At 70.6% G+C, this 22,159-nt stretch carries 21 protein-coding genes; 15 read left to right on the top strand and 6 right to left on the bottom strand.

Translation table 11 applies throughout. The features are described 5' to 3' along the window. Nucleotides 1-116 precede the first annotated feature (116 nt). The 5 genes from FHU34_RS14340 to FHU34_RS14320 all read right to left on the bottom strand — a co-directional run bounded on the left by FHU34_RS14340 (nucleotide 117) and on the right by FHU34_RS14320 (nucleotide 4,746). Nucleotides 117-527, bottom strand: coding sequence for a hypothetical protein (locus tag FHU34_RS14340; protein WP_145780625.1), 411 nt, complete (start codon nucleotides 525-527; stop codon nucleotides 117-119). Then, on the bottom strand, nucleotides 527-1,900 hold the full coding sequence (locus FHU34_RS33255) for a WXG100 family type VII secretion target (protein ID WP_460717901.1): 1,374 nt from the start codon (nucleotides 1,898-1,900) through the stop codon (nucleotides 527-529). The genes FHU34_RS14340 and FHU34_RS33255 overlap by 1 nt, the downstream gene beginning before the upstream one ends. Before the next feature lie 5 nt (nucleotides 1,901-1,905). Further along, nucleotides 1,906-2,208, bottom strand: a complete 303-nt coding sequence (locus FHU34_RS14330; RefSeq protein WP_167524822.1) for a type VII secretion target — start codon at nucleotides 2,206-2,208, stop codon at nucleotides 1,906-1,908. A gap of 19 nt (nucleotides 2,209-2,227) precedes the next feature. Beyond that, nucleotides 2,228-2,647, bottom strand: a complete 420-nt coding sequence (locus FHU34_RS14325) for a YbaB/EbfC family nucleoid-associated protein (protein ID WP_145780620.1) — start codon at nucleotides 2,645-2,647, stop codon at nucleotides 2,228-2,230. A 173-nt stretch (nucleotides 2,648-2,820) separates the two neighbouring features. Then, nucleotides 2,821-4,746 (bottom strand): N-6 DNA methylase, encoded by a 1,926-nt coding sequence (locus FHU34_RS14320; RefSeq protein ID WP_244311670.1) that lies wholly within the window; start codon nucleotides 4,744-4,746, stop codon nucleotides 2,821-2,823. 84 nt (nucleotides 4,747-4,830) lie between these two features. On the opposite strand from FHU34_RS14320, the gene FHU34_RS14315 reads away from it, so the two are divergent. The 15 genes from FHU34_RS14315 to FHU34_RS14245 all read left to right on the top strand — a co-directional run bounded on the left by FHU34_RS14315 (nucleotide 4,831) and on the right by FHU34_RS14245 (nucleotide 19,988). Continuing rightward, nucleotides 4,831-5,394 (top strand): DUF4352 domain-containing protein, encoded by a 564-nt coding sequence (locus FHU34_RS14315; RefSeq protein WP_145780616.1) that lies wholly within the window; start codon nucleotides 4,831-4,833, stop codon nucleotides 5,392-5,394. A gap of 81 nt (nucleotides 5,395-5,475) precedes the next feature. Beyond that, nucleotides 5,476-5,976 (top strand): hypothetical protein, encoded by a 501-nt coding sequence (locus FHU34_RS14310; RefSeq protein ID WP_145780614.1) that lies wholly within the window; start codon nucleotides 5,476-5,478, stop codon nucleotides 5,974-5,976. A 65-nt stretch (nucleotides 5,977-6,041) separates the two neighbouring features. Beyond that, nucleotides 6,042-6,947, top strand: a complete 906-nt coding sequence (locus FHU34_RS14305) for an Rv1352/Rv1906c domain-containing protein (RefSeq protein ID WP_145780612.1) — start codon at nucleotides 6,042-6,044, stop codon at nucleotides 6,945-6,947. An 80-nt stretch (nucleotides 6,948-7,027) separates the two neighbouring features. After that, nucleotides 7,028-9,481 carry an AAA family ATPase gene (locus FHU34_RS14300; protein ID WP_145780610.1) on the top strand — a complete coding sequence of 818 codons (2,454 nt, stop codon included), beginning with the start codon at nucleotides 7,028-7,030 and terminating at the stop codon, nucleotides 9,479-9,481. Next, nucleotides 9,478-9,921 carry a hypothetical protein gene (locus FHU34_RS14295; RefSeq protein ID WP_145780608.1) on the top strand — a complete coding sequence of 148 codons (444 nt, stop codon included), beginning with the start codon at nucleotides 9,478-9,480 and terminating at the stop codon, nucleotides 9,919-9,921. Before FHU34_RS14300 ends, FHU34_RS14295 begins: the two co-directional genes overlap by 4 nt. A 118-nt stretch (nucleotides 9,922-10,039) precedes the next feature. Next, entirely contained in the window at nucleotides 10,040-10,735 is a 696-nt protein-coding gene (locus FHU34_RS14290; protein ID WP_145780606.1) for a DUF6218 family protein, read from the top strand. A gap of 14 nt (nucleotides 10,736-10,749) precedes the next feature. Further along, entirely contained in the window at nucleotides 10,750-11,964 is a 1,215-nt protein-coding gene (locus tag FHU34_RS14285; RefSeq protein ID WP_145780604.1) for an exonuclease domain-containing protein, read from the top strand. 126 nt (nucleotides 11,965-12,090) lie between these two features. After that, nucleotides 12,091-12,813, top strand: coding sequence for a hypothetical protein (locus tag FHU34_RS14280; protein ID WP_145780602.1), 723 nt, complete (start codon nucleotides 12,091-12,093; stop codon nucleotides 12,811-12,813). Nucleotides 12,814-12,974: 161 nt separating this feature from the next. Continuing rightward, complete coding sequence (locus FHU34_RS14275) at nucleotides 12,975-13,451, top strand: hypothetical protein (protein ID WP_145780600.1); 477 nt, start codon at nucleotides 12,975-12,977, stop codon at nucleotides 13,449-13,451. 70 nt (nucleotides 13,452-13,521) lie between these two features. Beyond that, complete coding sequence (locus FHU34_RS14270; RefSeq protein ID WP_145780598.1) at nucleotides 13,522-15,324, top strand: glycoside hydrolase family 15 protein; 1,803 nt, start codon at nucleotides 13,522-13,524, stop codon at nucleotides 15,322-15,324. Then, nucleotides 15,321-16,157 (top strand): aldo/keto reductase, encoded by an 837-nt coding sequence (locus FHU34_RS14265; RefSeq protein WP_145780596.1) that lies wholly within the window; start codon nucleotides 15,321-15,323, stop codon nucleotides 16,155-16,157. The genes FHU34_RS14270 and FHU34_RS14265 overlap by 4 nt, the downstream gene beginning before the upstream one ends. A 46-nt stretch (nucleotides 16,158-16,203) precedes the next feature. Next, nucleotides 16,204-17,439, top strand: coding sequence for a hypothetical protein (locus tag FHU34_RS14260; protein WP_145780594.1), 1,236 nt, complete (start codon nucleotides 16,204-16,206; stop codon nucleotides 17,437-17,439). 102 nt (nucleotides 17,440-17,541) lie between these two features. Continuing rightward, nucleotides 17,542-18,210 carry a response regulator transcription factor gene (locus FHU34_RS14255; protein WP_145780592.1) on the top strand — a complete coding sequence of 223 codons (669 nt, stop codon included), beginning with the start codon at nucleotides 17,542-17,544 and terminating at the stop codon, nucleotides 18,208-18,210. A gap of 3 nt (nucleotides 18,211-18,213) precedes the next feature. After that, the gene (locus FHU34_RS14250) at nucleotides 18,214-19,401 is read left to right on the top strand and encodes a sensor histidine kinase (RefSeq protein ID WP_145780590.1); all 1,188 of its coding nucleotides are present in this window, start codon (nucleotides 18,214-18,216) and stop codon (nucleotides 19,399-19,401) included. Between the two features lie 77 nt (nucleotides 19,402-19,478). Continuing rightward, nucleotides 19,479-19,988 (top strand): DUF2231 domain-containing protein, encoded by a 510-nt coding sequence (locus FHU34_RS14245; RefSeq protein WP_145780588.1) that lies wholly within the window; start codon nucleotides 19,479-19,481, stop codon nucleotides 19,986-19,988. A gap of 67 nt (nucleotides 19,989-20,055) precedes the next feature. Here the strand turns inward: FHU34_RS14245 and FHU34_RS14240 are convergent, their stop codons facing one another. Continuing rightward, entirely contained in the window at nucleotides 20,056-22,125 is a 2,070-nt protein-coding gene (locus FHU34_RS14240) for a phosphocholine-specific phospholipase C (protein ID WP_145780586.1), read from the bottom strand. Between the last annotated feature and the right edge of the window lie 34 nt (nucleotides 22,126-22,159).

Genomic DNA, 22,159 nt, shown 5'->3' with positions numbered 1-22,159 from the left:
ATCGTCGGTCGATCAGATGGGATGCACCCGGCCCGCCAGCCGCGCGTATATCGCCAAGGTCCGGCGCCGCTGTCCGATTTCTGACTGGAAGCATGCCGCTATTCAGCGGCGGCCTGTCAGCCGTTCCAGAACATCAGGTCCCGTGCCTGCCGCGAACAAGCCGTCAACTCCGGCACGCTCCGGAAAGGGACGACGTAGTCACGCTCCCGGATGAGCGCGAGAAAGGCCGCAGGCACTGCGACGCGGTGACGCCGCACGTAGTAGGCGAGGTCCTTCCGCCAAAGCCAGTCGCCGTCGGTCATGACGGTCGAGCCGTTCATCACCTGCCGGGTCGAGTCGAAGGCGTCGTCGGCGACGTCCATCACGTCGATGAGGACGTGTCCCGAGTTCAGATAGGCGACCACCTGGGCCACGTCGGGCAGTTCCTCGGCGGCGACGCTGTCGAAGATGCTCTCCTGCGGCTCGGCGGAGCGGACCGGCCCGAATTCGCGGAACATTCCCGCCGCCTTCAACTGACCGCCGTCCATCAACGCCCACCGTTCGGATAGAAGGTCTTCCACTCTCCGCCACCCCGGATCATTGGGGTCTGTCCCACCGGACCATACCGGTCGACACCGACCGCGTCCGTCGGCGCTGTCACCGGCACTCCGAGAGCGTCGGCGACCTGTTGCGCCGCTGGTGGCACGCCGGCTTCAGGGGCCACGGTGCCGGTGTGGCAGGAGACCAGCCGTACCGGGCCACCGTCGTAGTGCGGGTTGGTACGGATGGCGTCGGCGATCTGCTGCGGGTGGGTGGAGTTGGCGGGGTGGTCGGCACCGTCAGCGCCCACGAGGCCGGGCCGGAAGAGTCCAGTGCGTTCGCCGTGCACGACCACATCGTGATGGCCGGGGATCGGTGCCACGGCGTCGAAGTTGCGCATCGTGGCGCTGTCGTAGCCGATGGCTGTGCTGTTGGGCCGGTGATAGACCGGATCCCCGGCCGGGAGGTTCGCATCCGGCGGTGGCGGCGCCTGCGGATGTGCGGCAGGGTCCTCCCAGTCCGACCGGCGCCCCATCGAGTCCAGGTCCGGGTCTGCCCAGGCCGCAGGGCGCCCACCGGGTGTGGCGCCGTTGGCCGGGCTGACCGGGTCGGCGCGGGCCGCTCGCCGCAGCAGGCCATTCAACTCGTCGATCAGGTCGCCCAAGCGTCTGAGCAGCGGGACTAGCCGGCGCAGGCTGCTGATCAGCGCGCTGATCAACCTGCCGATCCGCGCCGCCCACTTGGCCACCAGGCTGCTGACCTGAGAGATCACCAGCGGAGTCGCCAAGCCCAACGTCGCGCCGGCTTCGGCCAGCCAGAGCGGCAGCCTGACCGCCAACACCGAGACGAAGTCCGCGATGAGGTCCCGAACCAGCTCGCGGACCAACGCCACCAGCAGCCCGGCACCCTCCACCAGCGAAGCGATGCCGCCGGCAGCCCGCGCGATGCCCTCCATCGCCTGTACCTGACCCGAGATGTGTGCCCGGTAGGCCCGCGCCGAGGCCCCATCCCACTCGGCAAGCTGCGTGGAGACCGCCGCTTGCAGGTCAGCCGCCGCATCGGTGCTCTGCTTCGCGACGTTGCGCCACGTGGACGCGTATGCGTTGATCTGGTCCGGGTCCCCGGCCAGCCAGTCCAGCGCGTCCGACAGCGGCTTGACGTGTTCGAGCAACCAGCCGACGCCCCAACTGACCAGCGACCCGAGCGGGTCGAGCACGGTGGCCAGGGCGTCCATCGATGTGGCGACACCACCGATCGTCGAGTCGATCCAGCTGCCCGACTCGATGCCCGACACCGTGTCGGCGACGTCCTCCACCAACCCGAGCCCGGTGTACCACTGAGTCGAGTCGTGGCGTGCCGCGATCAGTGGGTTGGCCGCCATGTCTGTCACAGCGGCAGGTCCAACCGACCGCCACTCTGGTTGAGGAGCCGTGCGCTCGCCGCGTCGGTCGCCTCAGTCGTGGCAGCAGCCGCTCGCAGGTTGGCTGCCGCCTCACGCAGTGCCGTAGCGGACTCTCCCAGCGCGGTCACCGCCCTGTCCGCCACGGGGTCGATGAGACGAGGCAGAAACCCACAGATCTGCCCGTACGCCTCTGCGCCCATCTGCACGTACGCCGCCGCCCCACGGGCGGTTTCCATCTTGTCGGCGGCGTCGTCGACCGTCGCGGCGTGCCGAATGACCGCCGCCACCGACATGAGCATTTCCGCGTCACCAGCCACTTCTGGCGTCCCGCTCCCATCGACCGGGCTGCTCGTCGGCGGGCTTGGGGAAGCGCCTGGCGAAGGTGTCGGTGACCGCCCGCCCGGTCTCCGAGTCGATGCCCACGGTGTCGTGCACTGCGACGATCACCTGATCGGTCAACCCGGCCTGCGCACGGGCGACCGTGGCCATGATGATGCTGGCAAGTTCGGAGCCGCGCATCCGCTGAACGCGGTCGTCCAACCGTAGGTCCGTCAGCGCCCCGGAGGCGGCGACCGTCACGCGGACTGCACCGTCCGCGCCAGCTGCCGACGCCGCCACGGCCGCAACCCGCTCCGACAGGTCGGCGGCAGCTTGAGCGCGGGTCGACAGCTGGGCTGTCCAGGAATGCAGCCTCTCCTGGGCCTCGTCCGGATCTCGACCAAGCACTCCGCGACCTCCCCGTTACGCACCTCGGCGCCCCGCTCAGCCCTCCACTGTGCCCCACGATCGCGCTGGGCGATGTCCCCAGCCGTCAAACACGGATCGAGCAGAGTCGCCGAACGATAATTCAGTGCACGGGGGTCACCCTTGACACCCTGAGTACCGGCAAGGCCGTCGCCTTATCGGATGTCGGCGTCTGGCCGCAGGATCCCCCGCGCCAACCCGTCAGCGGTCAGTTGCGCCAGCTCCGCCCCGAGCGAAGCGGCCTGCCGGATCGCTGACTCGAAGGCGACCAGGCGCCGAAATGCGTCTCCATGAACCCGCTGTTCGTCGAGCGACAGCCGCCGCACCTGCGCCCGTCGGATGTCGAACCGCATCGTCCCCGACAGGCTCGACGACTGCTTCTCGTTCGCCGACGTCCGCAGCTGACCGGCCAGAAACCACGGATCCAGTGCCGCAGCGTTCGGCCGCAGTAGGTAGAGATTGCGCCCCAGGAGCACCCCTTCAGCGGTCACCACCCGCGCGGTGAGCTGCCGCGCGATCATCGGCACCACGACGTCCCCCACAGCGAGGGGAATCTCCTGCCCGAACCGGTCGTCGACCCGCCCCGACGCCTCCACCCCGGCGAGCACGTCCTGCACGGTGAGCACCGGCGGCCCGTGAGGTGCGGGTGTGGAGGTGCCAGCACGGACCGGCCCGATCAGCTGGAGAGCGCCGGTCTTCGCCAGCTCCCCCACCGTGAGGAAGAGACCGTCCGGCCCATCGGGAGCGGGTGTCACCTGCGGCAGCAGCGCCGGCAGCTCGCCCACGATGGCGGCCAGCCGCTCTCTGGTGCGTACCAGATGCTCGCCCGATGCCTCGCCCACGACGGCGGGTTGCCGGCGTGCGGGGGTGAGGTCGACGTCCTCGTCGAGCAGCTCGATGACCGGGACCGCGCGAGCGAAGCCGGCCTCCTCCACGTCGCCGTCGGGCGCGGCGGCGAAGGTCCGCCACGCGGCCAGCACGCGCGGCCCGGTGTCGGCCAGGTCGCCACCGGCGGCGTCGATCAGCAGCGCCCGCGCCGGTGGCGGCGCGTCCGTCGCGGCCCGTCGCAGCACCCACAGATGCAGGGGTACGCCGTGCGGCGCCGCCACCCCCGGCGGGAGCGCGATGACAGCGCGCAAATGACCTCGGCGCAGCAGTTCGCCGCGGATCCGTTTGCCGGCGCGGCGGCTGGCGACGGTGGGCGGCATCAGCAGGACGGCGTGCCCGCCGACGCGCAGGTGGGCCAGGGCGTGTTGCACCCAGGCCAGCTCTGGTTCGGTGCGGGGTGTGGTGCCGACGATCCAGCGGGGGTCGTGACCGAGTTCGTCGTCGCCCCAGTTGGTGGCGCCGAAGGGTGGGTGGCAGACGACGGCGTCGACGGCGCGGCCGGCGAAGGCGTCGGCCCGTAGTGAGTCGCCGGCACTGACCTCTCCGGGTACGTCGTGCAGCGCCAGCCACAGTCCGGCGAGCCGGGCCAGGTCCTCGTCGAGTTCCTGCCCGTAGACGGAGGTGCTGCCGGCGCGGACGGCGGCCCGCAGGATGGCGCCGGAGCCGGCGGCTGGGTCGATCACTGAGCCACCGCCGACGCTGGCGAGCCCGATCATCAGGTCGGCGAGGTCGTCGGGTGTGGCGAAGGGGCGGCCGGGGCCTGGTGCGGAGAACCGCTGCCACAGTTCGTCGAACGCTCCCTGCGGGCCCAGCTCGTCGGCGAGTTCGGCGATGTCGGTCATCAGGGGCGCGAGTTGGGCGTCGGGGTGGCCGGATCGGGATCCGCGTTGACGTGCGAGTAGGAAGGCCCCGACGGCGGCGAGGCCGGCGGCCGGGGTGTCGCTGGCCGCCGCGAGGTGTCGCCAGAGCCGGTCGGCGGTGGCCAGCTCAGGGAGCTTGCCCTGGGCGCGTAGCCATTGTTCGACCTGGATCAGGTCGAACTCCGGACTCGCCGTCGTCCCGCCTACCGGGGCAGGGAAGTCGGGGTGCCGTTTACGCCAGTTGCTGACCGCGGCGCGACCGACGCCGGCGAGCCGGGCGATCTCCGCTGCCGTGATTGTCGGGTTCTCCTGCACGCCGAAAGTCTCGCACATCTGTCAAGCACGAGATTGTCTGTTGACAGCGTTCTCGGACGATGCTCTTATTGACGCCGCAACGTTCACAACAGGAGGACAACGATGCGCAAGACCACCACTCTCGCTCTGATCGCCACCGGCCTCATCGCCCTGGGCTGCGGCTCCGGTGCCGCCGACAAGGCGAACTCCAGCGGTGACGAGGGCGGCGCCAAGGCGGGCAGCTCCACCGACGACAAGGGCGACGCCAAGACCGAGGAGAAGCCGGCGACCGCCAAGATCGGTCAGCCGGCCCGGGACGGGAAGTTCGAGTTCACTGTGAAGTCGTCCAAGTGCGGCGTCGCCAAGGTCGGCAGCGAGCCGCTCGGCCAGAAGGCGCAGGGCCAGTTCTGCCTGGTCACGGTCAACGTGAAGAACATCGGCAAGGAAGCGCAGATGTTCGACGGCAGCAGCCAGAAGGCGTACGCGGCCGACGGCACCGAGTATTCCGCCGACAGCGGCGCGGCGATCTACGCCAACAAGAACGCCGAGACGTTCCTCAACGACGTCAACCCCGGCAACCAGGTCACCGGCGTCGTGGTCTTCGACATCCCGAAGAACGTCAAGCTCACCAAGCTCGAGCTGCACGACTCGATGTTCTCCGGCGGCGTCGACGTCGCCCTCAGCTGACCTCTCCACGGAATCCCGGGGCGGGTCTGGACGATCCGCCCCGGCTGTTCACAGCCAACCTGTTCACAGAAGGAACCCGTGATGACCGACCTGACAGCTCCAGATCCGAACGAGAGCCCGGAGGATCCACGGCCGACCATTGGCACCTCGGCCAACGGCCCTGAGGGTGACGCCTCCAGCGCGAGCACGGCGCCGACAGGCAAACGTCGCTACTTGGTCGTGGCGTCGGCAGTGGCGATTCTGCTAGCTGCGGCCGCGAGCATCCTCTTCCTGACGCAACGCGATTCGCCCTTGGAGGAGGCCCGACAAACCTGCGGTGCAGGCAGGGACGACTGGGCGATGCTGGGCGACGACGGCAACTCCCTCACGCTGCGCAGCGTCGGCAAGGAGCGAACCGGCCTGAAGCTGGAGCAGTTGCAGTGCTACTTGACCGAGCTGAAAGTGCCCGACGCCGTCATTGCGGAGATCGAAGGCACGCGTGCGCTGGACGGACGCCAGTCCGGCGAGTGGGAGGACATGGGCGCCTCCTGGATCTACCACCCGGACAACGGCCTCCAAATGATCATCACTCTCTCGGACTGACTCATTGCCCTTCACGGTCTGCACTCGGCCGTACCGCTGTTCCTCCCGCGCCCCGGAGACGACCAATGGCCCTCCCCCGCCCGCACGCCACCCTCCGCTGCTCGGCGGGGACCGTCCACCTGCGTCGAGCCGTCCGCACCACCGGCACCCTGCTCACCGCCGCCCTACTGGCCATGACGTTCACCGGCTGCGGTGAGGGACAGAGCCCCGCCGCCGGGCCTACGACGGCCTCCCCGAGCGTGTCGGCGTCTGCCAGCGCCTCGCCGACCGCGACACCGCCGCCGGATCGGGACGCCGACGGCATCCCCGACTCCAGCGACACCTATCCCGACGATCCCAAGAACACCCCGCAACAGCCCCCGGTCAGCCTGGAGTGCGACACGGGCAACGACTGGGATGCGCTGCTCACAGTGCGGCCCGGCAAGGACGGCCGGCCGGACTTCAGTGAGGTGTGGGCGGCGAAGCCGACGTCCTGCGACGCCCAGACGGAGATCTACCCCGTCACCGACACCGAGAAGACCGCACTGGAGACGTCCAAGTACGAGGACGGGGACATCACCACCCTGTACGAGATGTGCGCCGCCGTCGACCCCGAGGACACGTACGTGGAGGCCGGCTTCGCCGCCAGCAGCGAGCAGATCCCGGAGATCAACGCGGCCCTCGTCCTCTGCCCCAGCTACCCATACGCGAAGAAGTGGCGCGAGACGGTGAAACGCGGGCAGGTCGACGTGGACCTGGCAGCCCAGGGTCGGATCTTCGGCGAAGGCACGTTTCGCGTCGGTAAGGAGATCAAGCCCGGCACGTACGTCACCAGTGACGTAGACGGCTGCTACTGGGAGCGGCAGAACAGCTCCGGCGACACCATCGACAACTACTTCACGAACAGCGCCCGACGGGTGCAGGTGACCATCCGCTCCTCCGACTACGCCTTCAGCTCCGAGAACTGCGGCGAGTGGCGCCCCGCGCGCTGAACCGAAGCACCGAATCCACCGCTCACCCGGGCGGGCCGACGAGTCGTCGGTCCGCGGACACCACACGCCTGGAGACGACCATGACCGAGCCTCCGCAGCCCACCACACCCCTGATCGAGCTGATCTTCGACCGGCTCGCCGCCGCTGACGTCGTACCGACCGAGACCGCCGAGCTAGTCCTCGCCGCGCTGACCAGCGACGACGACCTGACCGCAGCCCTCGCCGGCACTCCCACCCGGCTCGACCCCCGCTCCCCCACCGGTGAGGGTCCACCGGAGCGCATCTGGTTGAAGTCGGTGACCGTCGCCGGGTTCCGCGGCGTGGGCCCGGAGCGGACCCTCCAGGTCGACCCCGGTCCGGGCCTCACCCTGGTCGTGGGTCGCAACGGCTCCGGCAAGTCCAGCTTCGCCGAGGCCGTCGAGCTCGCCCTGACTGGTGACAGCGCCCGGTGGGCCGACAAGACCAGCGTCTGGCGTACGGGGTGGCGCAACCTGCACAACCCGGACCCGTGCTGGGTCGACGTGGAGCTGCGCGTCGACGGAGTGGCCACGCCAACCCGGGTGCACCGAGCCTGGCCGGTCGGGGCCGAGCTGGCCGATGCCGAGGTGACAGTCACCAGCGCCCGGGGTCGGCACACCGGCCTGTCCGAGTTGGGTCTGGCCCGTCCGCTGGAGCTGTACCGGCCGTTCCTCACCGCCGCCGAGCTGGGCAAGCTCGCCGCCGGCACGCAGAGCCAGCTCTTCGACGCGCTCTTCGCGATCCTCGGCCTGGACGCGCTCACCGACGCCGACCAGCGTCTGCTGCGCGCCACCCGGCCGCATGACACGACCATCAAGGAGGTACGCCGACAGCGTGCCTCCCTGGCCAACGCGCTCACCGACATCGCCGACGACCGGGCCCGACGGACCGCCGCACTGCTGCACGGGCGGGGCGCTGTCGACCTCGGCGCGGTGACGGCGATCCTCGACGAGCCGGACGAGGCGACCACCGACCGGGAGGTGCTGCTCTGCCGGGAACTCGCCGACCTCGCCCCGCCGCCGGTCGACGAGGTGACCCGGCTGACCGCCCAACTGCGGGAGGCGGCGAACGAAGCCCTGCGGTACGACGGTGGCCGCTCGCGGGCCGCGTTGCGCAGCGCCGAACTGCTCCGCCTCGCCCTCGAACATCACGAGGACGAGGGCGACGGGTCGTGTCCGGTCTGCGCGACCGGCACCCTCGACGGTGGGTGGCGTGCCGCCGCCGCGCAGTCGCTGACCGAGCTGCGGCAGCGCAGCGTCGCTGCCCAGACGGCGACAACTCGGCTCACGGCTCTGCTGCGGCAGGCGCATCACCTGATCGAGGACCTCGCGGTCCCCGAGAGCCCGGGGTCGGAGACGTCGGCCAGTGCGCTGCACGACGCCGTTGCCGCGCTTCGGCGCGTACCCGGGAAGCCTGCTGACCTGGCCGACCACCTGGCCGCGCGGTACCCGGCGGTGGTGGCGGCGGCGGACGCGGCCCGCGCGTACGCCGAGGGTTTCCTGCGGCAGCGCGACACCGGTTGGCGGGCCGCGGCGGCCGACGTGCGCGAGTGGGTGGCCGCCGCCGACGGGCTTGCGGCGCGGGAGGCGGCAGTGGCCCGGTTGAAGGCCGCGCGCGCCTGGCTGAAGGGTGTCGGTGCGGAGATCCGCAACGAGCGGGTAGCGCCGTTCGCCGGGCACTCACAGCGAATCTGGGCGCAGCTGCGGCAGGAGAGCAACGTCGAGCTGGGTGCGATGACGCTGGAAGGGGTGAACACCCGACGGCGGGTCGTGTTCCCGGTCAGCGTGGACGGCGCCGACAACGGCACAGCGCTGGGTGTGATGAGTCAGGGTGAGATGCAGGCGCTCGGGCTGGCCACGTTCCTGCCGCGGAGCTGCGCCCCGGAGAGCCCGTTCCGGTTCATCGTCGTCGACGACCCGGTGCAGAGCATGGACCCGTCGAAGGTGGACGGTCTCGCCCGGGTGATCGCCGAGCTGGCCGAGGACCGGCAGGTGGTGGTCTTCACTCACGACACCCGCCTGCCCGACGCGGTCACCCGGCTCGGCCTCGGCGACGCCCGCATCATCGAGGTGACCCGGGCGGAGAAGTCGGTGGTGACGCTGCGGCCCGGCTCGGACCCGGTCACGCGCTACCTGGACGACGCGTACGCGTTGGCGCGCAACGACGAGATCCCCGCCGAGGTACGCGGGCCGGTGGTCGCCGAGCTGTGCCGTTCCGCGATCGAGGCGGCCTGCCACCGGGCGGTCTGGCGGTCCCGGGTAGCGCGGGGTGTCCCGCACGGCGATATCGAGGCGGCCATCGAGGACGCCTCCCGGCGGGTCGCCACCACCGTCGCCCTGGCGGCGTTCGACGACGCCGAGAAGGGAGGCGACGTGCTCGGCTGGCTTCTCCGCCGGCACGGACGACGGGCGGTGAACGCCTACCAGGCGTGTCGGGAGGGTGTGCACGGGGCGTACCTGGCGGACCTGCCCGGACTGGTCGCGGACGCCCGCTTCCTCGCGGCGGTGCTGTCGTGACCACGCCGACGCCACAGCGCTGCCTGGCGGCCGCCGACCAGTTGCTGCGGGGGTCCGGTCTGCTCGGTGCCGCGGCGGTGAGCGCCGGTTGGTGGCCACGGGCCTGCGCCTGCCTGATCCGACTCGCCCTCGAAGGCGGCATCGACGCCTACTGGCGGCGGGTGAAGCCGACAGTGGCAGCGTGCCGGCAGGGCCGCGCGAAGCAGCTGATGTTGCGTGGCCGGCTCGGCCCAGGCACCGAAACCGCCCGCCGGGTGGCCTTCGCCTGGGTGACGCTTTCCGCTGCCACGCACCACCACTGCTACGAGCTGGCCCCCACGGCGGCGGAGCTGCGTCGCCTCCATACCGAGGTGAACACCCTGCTCGCGCGACTTGAGCCGGAGCACGGCACCCACCGCCGGTCACCGCGGCGTCCTGACCCGCTCGCCCCACGCGCGTGATCTGTTCAGCCACTCGCGTCTGGACGCTACGCGCATTGAGGTGCCGCTCCGGCTGAGCCGGGGTGAGCACGTTGACACCTACTGTGATGCTCCCGTTGTCGATCATGAAGGACGTGGGATGGCAGAACCCGAGGAATCCGAAAGCGAACTCGCCATACCCGTTGACTACGTGCCTGGCGCGCGTGGTCACGCTGTTCTCGCCGTCGGCCCCGACGCAGACGGCACCGAGGCCCTGGCCGTGTGGCGGCTCAGCCCGACCGGACATGCCGGCGGCGCGTGGGTGGTACGCCTCGATGACATCGCGCAGGACGACCAGCTTGTTCACATCATGTGGATGGTGCAGGGGCGGTGCCTGGTGGGGTGGGCCCGGGAGACTCCTGTCGCGATCCTGGACAGGGTCGCCCACGCACTGCCACAGCAATTGGTCAGTACGCTGCGGGGGCACGTGCTGACCGTCCCTGAGCTCCTCACGGAGATCACTGAGCATCGAGCCGCCTACGCCGAGGCGGTCGACCGGCAGCGTGCGGTGTCCACGTCGAAGCTCGCCCCGCTCGCCTGGCCCGCCGAAGTGCCGGATCACGAGGATCTGGCGATTCGGCTCGCCGCGCAGCCCCGCGCCGCCTCGCCGGTCGCGGGGTCGGCGCTGGCCCTGACGTCGGCTGTCGCCATGACCGCTCAACTCTGGCAGGACACCGAACAGGCGCGGTATCGCCGAAAGTATCTGCGGCCTCTGGGCGAACCGCAGCCGCTGCCGCCACGGTGGCTGGCCCGACTGCGCGCCGCCGCCGACAACTCCGCTCCGGCCACGATCTAAGGAGTCGACTCGACGTGTACGCAGTTATCGACCTGGAGACGACGGGCCTGCGCACCAGCTGGCACGACCGCGTGGTCGAGGTTGCCGTCATCCACCTCGACAGCGCCGGGCAGGTGACGCACGAGTGGTGCAGCCTGGTCAACCCCGACCGGGATCTCGGACCGCAACTCATCCACGGCATCTCGGCCGCCGAGGTACGGCGCGCACCGGAATTCAGTCGGCTCGCAGGCCACGTCGCCAGCCTCCTTCGTGGAAGGGTGCTGGTCGCTCATAACCTGCACTTCGACGCCGCTTTTCTCCTCGCCGAGTACCGCCGGCTGCGGATTGAACCGCCGATCAGCCCGGCAGAGGGGTTGTGCACCATGCGGCTGGCCGGGCACTTCCTCCCGGCGGCCGGTCGCAGCCTCCACGACTGCTGTCGCGCGGCGGGGTTACCGCCGCACCAGGCGCACTCCGCTCTGCATGACGCGAGGGCAGCCGCGCAGCTACTGGCCCACTATCTGCGGGATGCGGGAACGCCGCCGCCGTGGACGTCCGTCATTGACGCCGCTGCGGCGGCCCCTTGGCCGCCCTTGGCTACCGAAGCGGTGGTGCCGGTGCCTCGCCGAGGCCCGGGACACCGGGAGGAGCACTTCCTGGCCCGTCTGGTGGACCGGCTTCCGCGGCTCCGTGAGCCGCAGGGTGACGCGTATTTGGACCTGCTCGACCAGGCACTGCTTGACCGGCATATCTCCGCCAATGAAGCGGACGCGCTCGTCGCCACGGCGGAAGAACTCGGCCTCGCCCGAGTCGACGTCGACCACCTGCACCACACCTATCTGGCGAGTCTGGCGGCTGTGGCATTGGAGGACAACGTCCTCACGTCAGCCGAACGCCATGACCTGGACCAGGTCGCCTCGTTGCTAGGGCTGCAGGCGTCCGACGTCGACCATGCACTCAAGGCCGCTCGCGACGTTGGCGCGGCCCGGCCGCACGCCAAGAGCTGGCGACTCCAAGCCGGCGATCTGGTGGTCTTCACCGGGGCGATGGAGCCACCGAGGTCGTCCTGGGAAGAGGACGCTCGGGCGGCGGGGCTGCAGGTCGGTGACAACGTCACCAAGAAGACTCGCCTCCTGGTGGCCGCTGACCCCGACTCGATGTCCGGCAAGGCCAAGAAGGCCCGTCAGTACGGCATTCCGGTCGTACACCCCATCGCGTACCGGCGCATGCTCGCCGACCTCGGTCGGTAATCCGCACTCAGTCGACGGGCTCGCCCACCAGCACGGCGTCCACCGTTCAACGATCTGGTGCACGATCCGCTCGGCTGGTCGGGTGGGCGACTCAGTTAAGACGTGACGATTGAAGGAGCTCAAGGCATGGCAGAAGATGCCCTCGACGAACCGGTTCTGGAGGCAGCCGGACGTGGGCAGCGGGTCCTCGACCTGCTGGACAAGGCGATCGCCCTGCAGACCCCACTGGTGCAGAAGAACATCGCCCGGGCCCGCCAGCGCAACCCAGAGGCGACACCGGCGGAGGTGATCCGCAACCTGGAGCGGATGTACGTCAGCGCGTTGACCGGGACGGGCGCCGCCGTCGGCGGCACCGCGGCGGCACCCGGCGTCGGCACGGGCGTCGCGCTGGCGTTGTCGGCCGGCGAAGCTCTGTCCTCACTCCAACTGAGCGCCCTCTTCGCGCTCTCGATCGCCGAAGTCCACGGCGTCCGCATCGACGAGGTCGAACGGCGCCGGACGGTCGTCATGGGGATCATGCTCGGCGGGTCCGGCTCGGCCACCATCACCAAGGTCGCCGAGCGCACCGGGCAACACTGGGGACGCCAGGTGGTCGCCAAGGTGCCCGTCGAGACGTTGCGTCAGATCAACAAGATCCTGGGAAGACACTTCATCACCAAGTTCGGGACCAAGCAGGGGATCATCGTGCTCGGTCGAGTGGCACCCTTCGGTATCGGCGCGGTGATCGGCGGTGGCGCCAACGCTGCTCTCGCCACCCTGGCCGTACGGGCCGGCCGTCGCGCATTTGGCCCGCCTCCGACGTCCTGGCCGCGACCGGCACCGCCGGCCGTGGGTGGAGATCCTGCTTGAGGTACGTCTGGGCGAGCAGGTCAGCACGACAGCTCCAGTGGCTTATGGTGAGAAACCGGACACCCAATGGGCGGGTGTCCGGTCCGGGCCGTGGGATTCACGCTGTTCAGCCGGAGGATGACCGATGACCGCGAACGCCCGCGACGTCGACGACTGCTGAGATGGACTGGGCTGGATGGGCGGTGTTCGGGTTGGTCGCCACCGCGGCGCTCACCGCGGCGATGATCACCGCCCAGCTGGCCGGCCTCACCCGGCTCGACCTTCCCCTGGTGCTCGGGACCTTCGTCAGCGGGGACCCCGACCGGGCCCGGGTCGTCGGGTTCTTCCTCCACCTCTGCACCGGTCAGGGTTTCGCCCTGGGGTACGCGGCCACGTTCGCGCTGTTGCACCGCGCGAACTGGTGGATCGGGGCGCTGCTCGGGATTGTGCACGTCGGGATCGCGCTGACGGTGATTCTGCCGCTGCTGCCTGGTGTCCACCCGCGCATGGCCTCGCAACGGGCGGGGCCGGCCAGCACTGCGGTGTTGGAGCCGCCTGGGCTGTTCGCCGTCAACTACGGCATCCAGACCCCGCTGGTCACGGCTGTCGTCCACCTCGTCTACGGGGTCTGTCTCGGGCTGCTCCTGCAAGCCAGGTAACCGGCGCCCGACAGCCGTCCCGGCCTGACACAGGCTGGCCGCCAGCCCGGCTCATCGAGGGGCGATCTCCATGACCGATGGGCCACCGATCAGCGACTACGGGCTGCTGGGCGACACGCGCACCGCCGCCCTGGTGGCGAGTGACGGCGCTATGGACTGGCTCTGCGTACCGCGCTTCGACGGCGATCCCCTGTTCGGCCGACTGGTCGGGGGCCCGGACGCCGGAACGTTCCGGGTCGGCCCGGCCGGGCCGGCCACTGTCGTCGAACGGCGGTACCGGCAGCACACCGCCACCCTGGAGACCACCTGGGCGGTGGGCGGCGGCCGGCTGCGCCTCACGGAGGCGATGGTGGCCGAGGTCAGTGGTCGCCTGCTGCCCACGACGCTGATCGTGCGACGGCTGTCGGCGGAGCAGGCGGCTGTCGATGCGGTGGTGGAGTTCGATCCGCGTCTTGGCGCGCGGCACCGTCGGCCCCGAGCGCAGCACCGGCGCCAAGGGCTCGTCTGTGAGTGGGGGGCGCTCGCGGTCGCGCTGAACAGCACGCCCGCGTTCAGATGTGAACCGGGTCGGCCCATCTCGATCACGGTCACGCCGGGCCGTCCGGTCACCCTCGTACTGGCCGTGGCCCACCGCGAACCGGTGATCCACGTCGAGCCGACGGCCGCCTGGGACCTGGTCGTCGAGGACGAGGCTCGGTGGCGGGCCTGGGTCGCGGAGATCGACGAGCGGCTGCCGTTCCGGGACCACGTCGTGCGGAGCCTGCTCACCCTGCGGTTGCTGACCTACTCGCCCTCGGGAGCGCCGATAGCCGCGCCGACCACGTCCCTGCCCGAGGAACCGGGTGGGGTACGAAACTGGGACTACCGCTATGTCTGGCCCCGTGACGCCAGCATCGGCGTCAGCGCCTTCCTCAGCGTCGGCAAGTCCGAGGAGGCCCGTGGCTTCCTCGCGTGGCTGCTGCACGCCAGCCGGTTGCAACGGCCACGCCTGCCCGCGCTGCTCACAGTGCATGGCCGGCACGTGCCGGCGGAACGGGAACTGCCCGGTTGGCCCGGCTACCTCGACAGCCTGCCGGTGCGGATGGGCAACGACGCCGCCCGCCAACACCAGCTCGACGGGTACGGCTGGGTGATCGACGCCGCCTGGGCGTTCGCCCAAGCCGGACACCGCCTCTACGCCGAGACGTGGCGGGCGGTACGCGGCTTCGCCGACGTGGTCGCCGACTGTTGGAGGCAGCCCGACGCCGGTATCTGGGAGGTACGGGAGCCCGCCCAACACGTCCACTCCAAGCTCATGGGCTGGCTCGCCCTGGACCGCGCCCTGGCCATCGCAAACACGCACCCCCTGCCGGAGCGGCATCGTCGACGCTGGCAGGAGGCCCGGGATGCCATCGCCGCCGAGGTCCGCACGCGCGGCTTCGACCCGACGGTGGGCAGCTACGTCCGCACCTACGGCTCCCCGGATCTCGACGCGGCGCTGCTCGTCCTGCCGCTGCTCGGTGTGGACCCGACCGATTCGCCCCGGGTACGCGGCACCATCGACGCCATCCGGGACCGACTGTCCGCCGGCGGTCCGCTGCTCTACCGCTACCCGGCCGGACGGGACGGGCTCCCCGGCACCGAGGGCGCGTTCCTGCCCTGCTCGTTCTGGCTCGTTCAGGGGCTTGCCAGCACCGGGCGTCGCCGCGAGGCCGTCGAGCTGTTCCAGGCCATTGTCGATTACGCCAGCCCACTCGGTCTCTACGCCGAGGAGGTGGATCCCGCGACGGGTGCCCACCTCGGTAACTATCCCCAGACGTTGACGCACGCCGCGTTGATCCAGGCCGCGCTCGCCATCCGGGACGCCCCCACGCGGGTAGGGTTCCGATCATGACGATTCCCCATCTGACGGCTGCCGACGGCACCGCCCTGCCGGCGATCGGGCTCGGCACGTACCAGCTGAACGGTTCGGCGGGCGTCGACGCGATCGGGCACGCGATCCGGGCGGGTTACCGCCTGCTCGACTCGGCGGTGAACTACGAGAACGAGGGGGCCGTCGGTCGGGCCGCCCGTTCGGCGGGCGACGTGCGGGACGAGTTGATCGTCACCTCGAAGCTGCCGGGGCGGCACCACCGGTACGACGAGGCGCTGACCACCATCGAGGAGAGTGTGTTCCGCACCGGCCTCGACCACGTCGACCTGTACCTGATCCACTGGCCGAACCCCAGCCAAGACCTGTACGTGCAGGCGTGGCGGGCGCTGATCGAGGCGCGCGAGCGCGGTCTGGTGCGGCACATCGGGCTCTCCAACTTCCTGCCGGAGCACATCGAGCGGCTGGTGGCCGAGACCGGGGTGGCCCCGGTGGTCAACCAGATCGAGGTGCACCCGTACTTCCCGCAGCAGGAGGCGCTCGACTACCACCGGGAGCAGGGGATCCTGGTGCAGGGCTGGAGCCCGCTCGGCCACGGCAACGACCTGAAGCAGCACCCCGTCATCGTGGAGATCGCGAACGCCCACGGCGTCAGCCCGGCGCAGACCATCCTCGCCTGGCACGTGGCCCGCCAGGTGATCCCGCTGCCCAAGGCCGCGTCGCCGCAGCGGCAGACCGAGAACCTCGACGTCTTCGGCATCACGCTCACCGACGCGCAGGTCGAGGCCATCACCGCGCTGGGCCGCCCGGACGGTCGGCTCTCCGATCAAGACCCAGCGGTGTACGAGGAGTTCTGAGCGACCCACTCCACAGAATGGTCAGGGGGTCGGGAGAGCATGGGGCGTGCTCGACGGACTTGACGACATCGACTGGGCGCGGCTGGGCCACGCCTACGGGGCGGCCGATGACGTGCCCGGCCAACTGCGTGCCCTGCTCTCCCCCGATCCGGCCACCCGGGACGAGGCGTTGAGTGACCTCTACACCAACGTCTTCCACCAGGGCGGCCGGTTCGAGGCGAGCGCGTACGCGGTGCCGTTCCTGCTGGAGATGCTCGGTGATCCGGCCACCCCGGACCCGGCGGCGGTGCTCGCGCTGTTGAGCGTCCTGGCCGTCGGGTACGACGAGGGTGTCCTGCCGGAGGGTTTCCCGGTGGCTGAATACCGCCGGGCCGCCGAGGGCGGTCGTGAGCTGCTCGCCGCGAAGCCGCCGCCGTGGACCGGCGAGGACGAGTCGGAGAAGGAGTACGTCGAGTACGCCTACGTCGAGTCGCTGTCCGCGGCGGACCAGGGTCGGCTTTGGGCGTACATCGAGGTGGCGACCTACGACGCGGTGCGCGCCGGGGTTCCCGTGTTCCGCACCCTGCTGGAGCACTCCGATCCGGGCGTGCGCGCGGTCGCGGCGTACGCCCTCGCCTGGTTTCCGGAGGACGCCGACGGCAGCGTGTCCGCGCTTGCCGCCGCGATCGGCGCCGCCCAGGAGCCCGGCGTCGAGTCGACCCCCGGCGAGCTGGCCACCATGCTGGTGGCGTCGGGGCTGCTGGGTGCCGCGCCAGACGCTCGTTGGATGGCCGATCCGCGTCCGGTGCTCCGCTGGGCCGCCGCGATCGGTCGGGCCCGGGTCCTCGGCGCGGCGGCCGACCCAGCGACCGTCGAGGAGCTGTTGAGGTGGGCGTCAGCGCCGTCCGACGACGCCGAGCCGGTCGAGGGTGAATGGGTGCCGTTCCTCGGCGGCGATCTGGGCGGCTACGCGGCGCTCGCCCTGCGGCAGCTCGGCCCGCAGCACACCGACCGTGCCTTCGACGCGCTGCTCGACCGGCTGCCCACCGTCGGCGGCGAGCGGTCGTTGACGGTGCTGGGTGTGGCGTTGCGCCTCGCGTTCCCGGACGGTCCGGCAGCGGCAGGGACGCCGGTCGTGGCGTTGCCGCCCCGGCAGCGACGGCTCGCCGAGGTGCTGGGCCGGTCGACCGAGCCGTGGCTGATCGACGGGCAGGAGTTCGGCAACGTGGCCATGCTGGTCGGGGAGTACGGCCTGCCGAGGAGCCGCGAGACGATGCTGGCGTACGTCGAACGCGTGCCGTAGCCGGCGCGAGCACCGGAGACCGGGAGCATTCGCCGCCCCGGTGAGGGACGCCATCACCGCACTGACCAGACCGTGCATCACTGGCAGGGCAATACTGGTCGGGTGGAAAGCACCCGGCCCCGCCTGCTGCTGGTCGAGGACGACCGAGCGCTGACCGCGCTGCTCGCCGACCTGTTCGCCGAGGAGGGGTACGACGTCGACCTGGCCGGCGACGGGCAGAGCGGCCTGCACCACGCACTGGCCCGCGACTACCAGCTCATGGTCATCGACCGAGGGCTGCCGGTGCTGGATGGCCTGCAAATGGTCACCCGATTGCGGGAGCGCGGAGTGACCTGTCCCGTGCTGCTCCTCACCGCTCGGGGCTCCCTCGACGACCGGGTGGAAGGGCTCGACGCGGGCGCGGAGGACTACCTCGTCAAACCCTTCGAGGTCCCCGAGCTGCTGGCGAGGCTCCGGGCGCTGCGTCGCCGACACCAGGACGCGGCGAGCCGACTGCCGCTGGGGCCACGACGCTGGTTGGACGTGGGTAACCGGCGGGTGCTCGACGACGGCGAGGAGATTCCGTTGTCCGCCCGCGAGTTCGCTGTCCTGCGCGCCCTCGCCGGTCGACCGACGAAGGTCTTCACCCGGGCAGAGTTGCTGAGCACCACTTTCGACCACGCCGACGCCCCGGGCAGCGTCGACGCCTGCGTCCATCACCTGCGCCGGAAGCTGGGCCGGGGCGCCATTCGTACGGTGCACGGTCTCGGCTACCGAATCGGTACGGGCTGACGGGTGGACGAGGCCCAGCTGAACCACGCCCGACGGCGCAGTGTGGCGCAGACCGCCGCGGCGATCGGCGTCATCCTGTTGCTGGTCGGCGCGTTGATGTTCGTCCTCTCCAGCCGTCAGGAGTCCCGTGCGCTGGATGCGGAGCTGGGTCAGGTGCTCACCATGGCCGAGGACGTGGACGACCCGCCGCCCGGTCAGGTCCTGGCCCGCAGAGCAACCGGAACCGACGCGGTCGAGGTGACCAGTAGCGCATCACCGGAGTTGGTCGGCGTCCTAAAGGACGCGCTACGGCGGCAGCCGACGCGGTACGACACCGACGCGGCGGACGACCATCCGGTCCGGGTGCAGATCGAGCACCGGGTGGACGGCAGCCGCTGGGCGGTCGCCGCCGACCTGGCGCCGCTGCGCCAGCGCCAGGAACAACTCGGCATCGCGCTGCTCGTGGCCGAACTGGCCGGCCTGGCCGGGGCGCTGGCAGCCGCGGCGCTGCTCGCCCGGCGGGCAGTCGCGCCCCTGGCCACCGCACTGACCCTGCAACGTCGCTTCGTCGCCGACGCGTCGCATGAGCTGCGCACACCGCTCACTGTGCTGCACACCCGCGCACAACTGCTCCTGCGCCGAGCCCGGACCCAGCCGGCGGAACAGCTCACCGATCAGCTCGAACAGTTGGTGGCCGACACCCGGGCGCTCGGTGAGGTCGTCGAAGATCTGCTGGTGGCCGCCGCCGAGCACCAGCCGCCACCGGACACGGTGGTCGACCTGGCGGAGGTGGCCCGTGAGGTGGTGGCGAGCATGTCGGTGTACGCGCGGGAGCGCGAGGTCGAGCTGCGTCTCGAGGTCACCGGGGCGGCAGTGGTCCGGGGTGCTCGCACCGCTCTGCGCCGGGCCTTGACGGCCCTGGTGGACAACGCCGTCGGGCACGTGGCCGTTGGCGGGCACGTCACAGTGACCGTGCGACACCGCGACGGCCGGATTGCCGCCGACGTCACCGACGACGGGGTGGGCCTCGATCCGGCCGAGGCGGACCGCCTCCTGGGCCGTTTCGCACACGGCTCGAACGGGACGGGCCGACGTTTCGGGTTGGGCCTGGCGCTGGTGCAGCAGGTAGCGCAGGCCCACAAGGGATCGCTCCAGGTCGGCGGGGCCCCGGGTCGCGGTGCCACATTCACGCTGCTGCTACCCGCGTACTGAACGGGAAGCGCAAGAATTTCACAAGAATCGCGAAATATGGTGACTGGTAGCGATATCCCGAGCGCGGAGGAGATCTCATGCCAGACACTTTCAATGGACTTCCTCTGCACCCACTCGTGGTGCACGCAGTGGTGGTTCTGCTGCCGCTGGCCGCGATCGGCGTCGCCGCGCTGGCCATCCGGCCATCCTGGCGGGGGCGCTACGGCGGGCTCGTCGTACTGATCACCGCGCTGGCCACGGTCGCGGTGCCGGTCGCCTCCTCCACCGGTGAGGGCCTGGAACAGCGGGTCGGCGACCCTGGCGTGCACGCGCAGCTCGGGGACACGCTGATCTGGTTCGCGCTGCCGCTGTTGGTCGCCGCCGTCGCGCTGTTCTGGCTGCACCGCCGGGCGGCCCACCCGACCGGGGAGACGACCGGGTCCCGCCGTACCCCTGCTTGGGTGGCGGTGGTGATCGCGGTGCTTGCCGTGGTCGTGGCGGCCGCGAACCTGGTCCAGGTCTACCGGGTGGGTGACTCCGGGGCCAAGGCGGTCTGGGGCAGTGCCCCGGCCGCGTCCGCGGGGCGCGGCGGCGGCGACGCCGCGTAACGCCCGCGCTGGGCACAAGCGCGGCGCGTCACCCGGGCCGCTGCTGGCCCGGGTGACGCGCCGTTGTCTAGACGAGGCCGCCGAGCGACGGGTCGCTGATGCTGTCCTTGCCGTTCTCGACGTGGCCCGCGTACCGGTAGGCGAAGTCGGTCTCGCCCGCGACGGTGACGGTCAGGTCGTACCAGCCATGGGTGCGGGAGAGCTGCCAGTGCGCACGCTCGGTGTGGCCCGGCCGCAGCGACAGCGTGACGGGCCGGGAGTGGTACCGGTCGGTGACGGTCACCTCGACCCGCTTCGACCCGGGGTTCTTCAGCGTGAGGACCACCTTGTCGTTGCGCTCCTCGTAGGAGGGGGTGATGTCGAGGTGGGCTCGGCCGCCGGTGAACCGGCGGTAGAAGCCGTTCGGCCCGTGCACGGACAGGTCGTACCCGGACCCGATCGTCCAGGTGTCGGTCAGGTGCTTGCCCGGCTCGACGGTGTAGCTGCGCGGGGCGTCCGCGCTGCCGGCCTGGCGGACCTGGAAGACCGCGGCGGCCCCACCGGTGTTGCGGAAGTCGATGCGCAGCGAGTCGCCGTCGCGCCGCCCGTCGGCGTGCAGGGTGTACGGGATGGCGCGCGCCGGGCGTACCCCGTGCTCCTGCTTCGGCAGCCGCTGGTCGGTCGGCGGCACCGGCACCTCGTCCGGGTGTCGGACCAGGTCCTCGGGCTTGAAGTCGTCGGTGTCGGGCAACCTGACGTCACGTGTGCGGTTGGGGTGCCGGAAGTCGAAGGCGCTGGTCAGGTCGCCGACGACGGCGCGCCGCCACGGGGTGATGTTCTTCTCGATCAGGTCCGGACGGCCGTGCCCGAACCGCGCCTCCAGGAACTTGATCAGCGAGGTGTGGTCGAAGACCTGCGAGTTCACGTAACCGCCGCGCGTCCACGGCGAGACGATGACCATGGGAACCCGGATGCCGAGGCCGTAGGGCCCGGCCGGGTGGTCGGCGTCGCCCGGGAAGATCTCGTTCGTGGTCGGCACCGTCGACTGGCCGTGCTCGCGGCTCTGCGGAGGCGTCGGCGGGACCACGTGGTCGAAGAAGCCACCCTCCTCGTCGTACGTGATGATGAGCGCCATCTTGCTCCACACCTCGGGGTTCGACGCGAGGATGTCGATGACCTGCGAGATGTACCAGGCGCCGAACGCCGGCCCCCAGTTCGGGTGCTCGGTGTACGCCTCGGGAGCGGTGATCCAGGAGACCTCCGGGAGGCGTCCCGCCTCGACGTCGGCGCGGAAGTCGGCCAGCAGCGCCTCCGGGTCGCGGCCCTGGGTGCGGACCTCGGTGCCGGTCTTGGCCTTGTCGGCGAGCGGGGTTCCGGGCTGCGCGTTCTGGTACTGGTGGAAGTAGAGCAGCGAGTTGTCGCCGTAGTTGCCGATGTACGGGTCGTTCGTCCAACCCCAGGAGCCGGCGGCGGTGAGGCCGGTGCCGACGTCCTGGTAGATCTTCCAGGAGATGCCGTTGCGCTCCAACCGCTCCGGGTAGGTCGACCAGTCGTAGCCGGCCTCGGCGTTGGTGATGACCGGTCCGCCACCCTTGCCGTCGTTGCCGACCCAACCGCTCCACATGTGGTAGCGGTTCGGGTCGGTCGGCCCCATCAGCGAGCAGTGGTAGCTGTCGCAGACGGTGAACGCGTCCGCGAGCGCGTAGTGGTACGGCAGGTCCTGGCGGGTGTGGTAGGTCATCGCCGTTACGCCCTTGTTCGGCACCCACCTGTCGAACCGGCCGTCGTTCCAGGCGGCGTGCCCGTCGTTCCAGCCGTGCGGCGGGTCCGGCAGGAAGGTCTGGCCGAGGTCCTTCACCTCGGGGCGGAAGGGCAGCAGCTCGTCGGCCCCGTTGGGCTGGTGCCACACGTCCTTGCCGGACGGCAGTGTCGCCGGATGGGGGTCACCGAATCCGCGTACGCCGCGCATGGTGCCGAAGTAGTGGTCGAAGGAGCGGTTCTCCTGCATCAAGATGATGACGTGCTCGACGTCCTTGATCGTGCCGGTCCGGTTGTTCGCCGGGATGGCGAGCGCCTTGCTGAGGTCCAGCGGGAGCGCCGCGCCGATCGCGTGGACCCCCATCGCCTTGAGAAACGTACGCCGATCCACAGTGCCCATAGCTCCGCCTTTGTGCGATCTGGTCGAGAAACTG

Source organism: Micromonospora taraxaci (genome assembly GCF_007830095.1).
GTDB lineage: Bacteria > Actinomycetota > Actinomycetes > Mycobacteriales > Micromonosporaceae > Micromonospora > Micromonospora taraxaci.
Note: the sequence above shows the minus strand (reverse complement) of the source record. Positions and strands in the feature narration are given on the sequence as shown.

Excerpts from the sequence above, each read along its gene's own strand:
- FHU34_RS14280 (WP_145780602.1), top strand. The coding sequence starts at position 12,091 with ATGGCAGAAGATGCCCTCGACGAACCGGTTCTGGAGGCAGCCGGACGT.
- FHU34_RS14275 (WP_145780600.1), top strand. The coding sequence starts at position 12,975 with ATGGACTGGGCTGGATGGGCGGTGTTCGGGTTGGTCGCCACCGCGGCG.
- FHU34_RS14315 (WP_145780616.1), top strand. The coding sequence starts at position 4,831 with ATGCGCAAGACCACCACTCTCGCTCTGATCGCCACCGGCCTCATCGCC.
- FHU34_RS14240 (WP_145780586.1), bottom strand. The coding sequence starts at position 22,125 with ATGGGCACTGTGGATCGGCGTACGTTTCTCAAGGCGATGGGGGTCCAC.
- FHU34_RS14310 (WP_145780614.1), top strand. The coding sequence starts at position 5,476 with ATGACCGACCTGACAGCTCCAGATCCGAACGAGAGCCCGGAGGATCCA.
- FHU34_RS14320 (WP_244311670.1), bottom strand. The coding sequence starts at position 4,746 with ATGTGCGAGACTTTCGGCGTGCAGGAGAACCCGACAATCACGGCAGCG.
- FHU34_RS14300 (WP_145780610.1), top strand. The coding sequence starts at position 7,028 with ATGACCGAGCCTCCGCAGCCCACCACACCCCTGATCGAGCTGATCTTC.
- FHU34_RS14265 (WP_145780596.1), top strand. The coding sequence starts at position 15,321 with ATGACGATTCCCCATCTGACGGCTGCCGACGGCACCGCCCTGCCGGCG.
- FHU34_RS14245 (WP_145780588.1), top strand. The coding sequence starts at position 19,479 with ATGCCAGACACTTTCAATGGACTTCCTCTGCACCCACTCGTGGTGCAC.
- FHU34_RS14290 (WP_145780606.1), top strand. The coding sequence starts at position 10,040 with ATGGCAGAACCCGAGGAATCCGAAAGCGAACTCGCCATACCCGTTGAC.
- FHU34_RS33255 (WP_460717901.1), bottom strand. The coding sequence starts at position 1,900 with ATGGCGGCCAACCCACTGATCGCGGCACGCCACGACTCGACTCAGTGG.
- FHU34_RS14270 (WP_145780598.1), top strand. The coding sequence starts at position 13,522 with ATGACCGATGGGCCACCGATCAGCGACTACGGGCTGCTGGGCGACACG.
- FHU34_RS14340 (WP_145780625.1), bottom strand. The coding sequence starts at position 527 with ATGGACGGCGGTCAGTTGAAGGCGGCGGGAATGTTCCGCGAATTCGGG.
- FHU34_RS14305 (WP_145780612.1), top strand. The coding sequence starts at position 6,042 with ATGGCCCTCCCCCGCCCGCACGCCACCCTCCGCTGCTCGGCGGGGACC.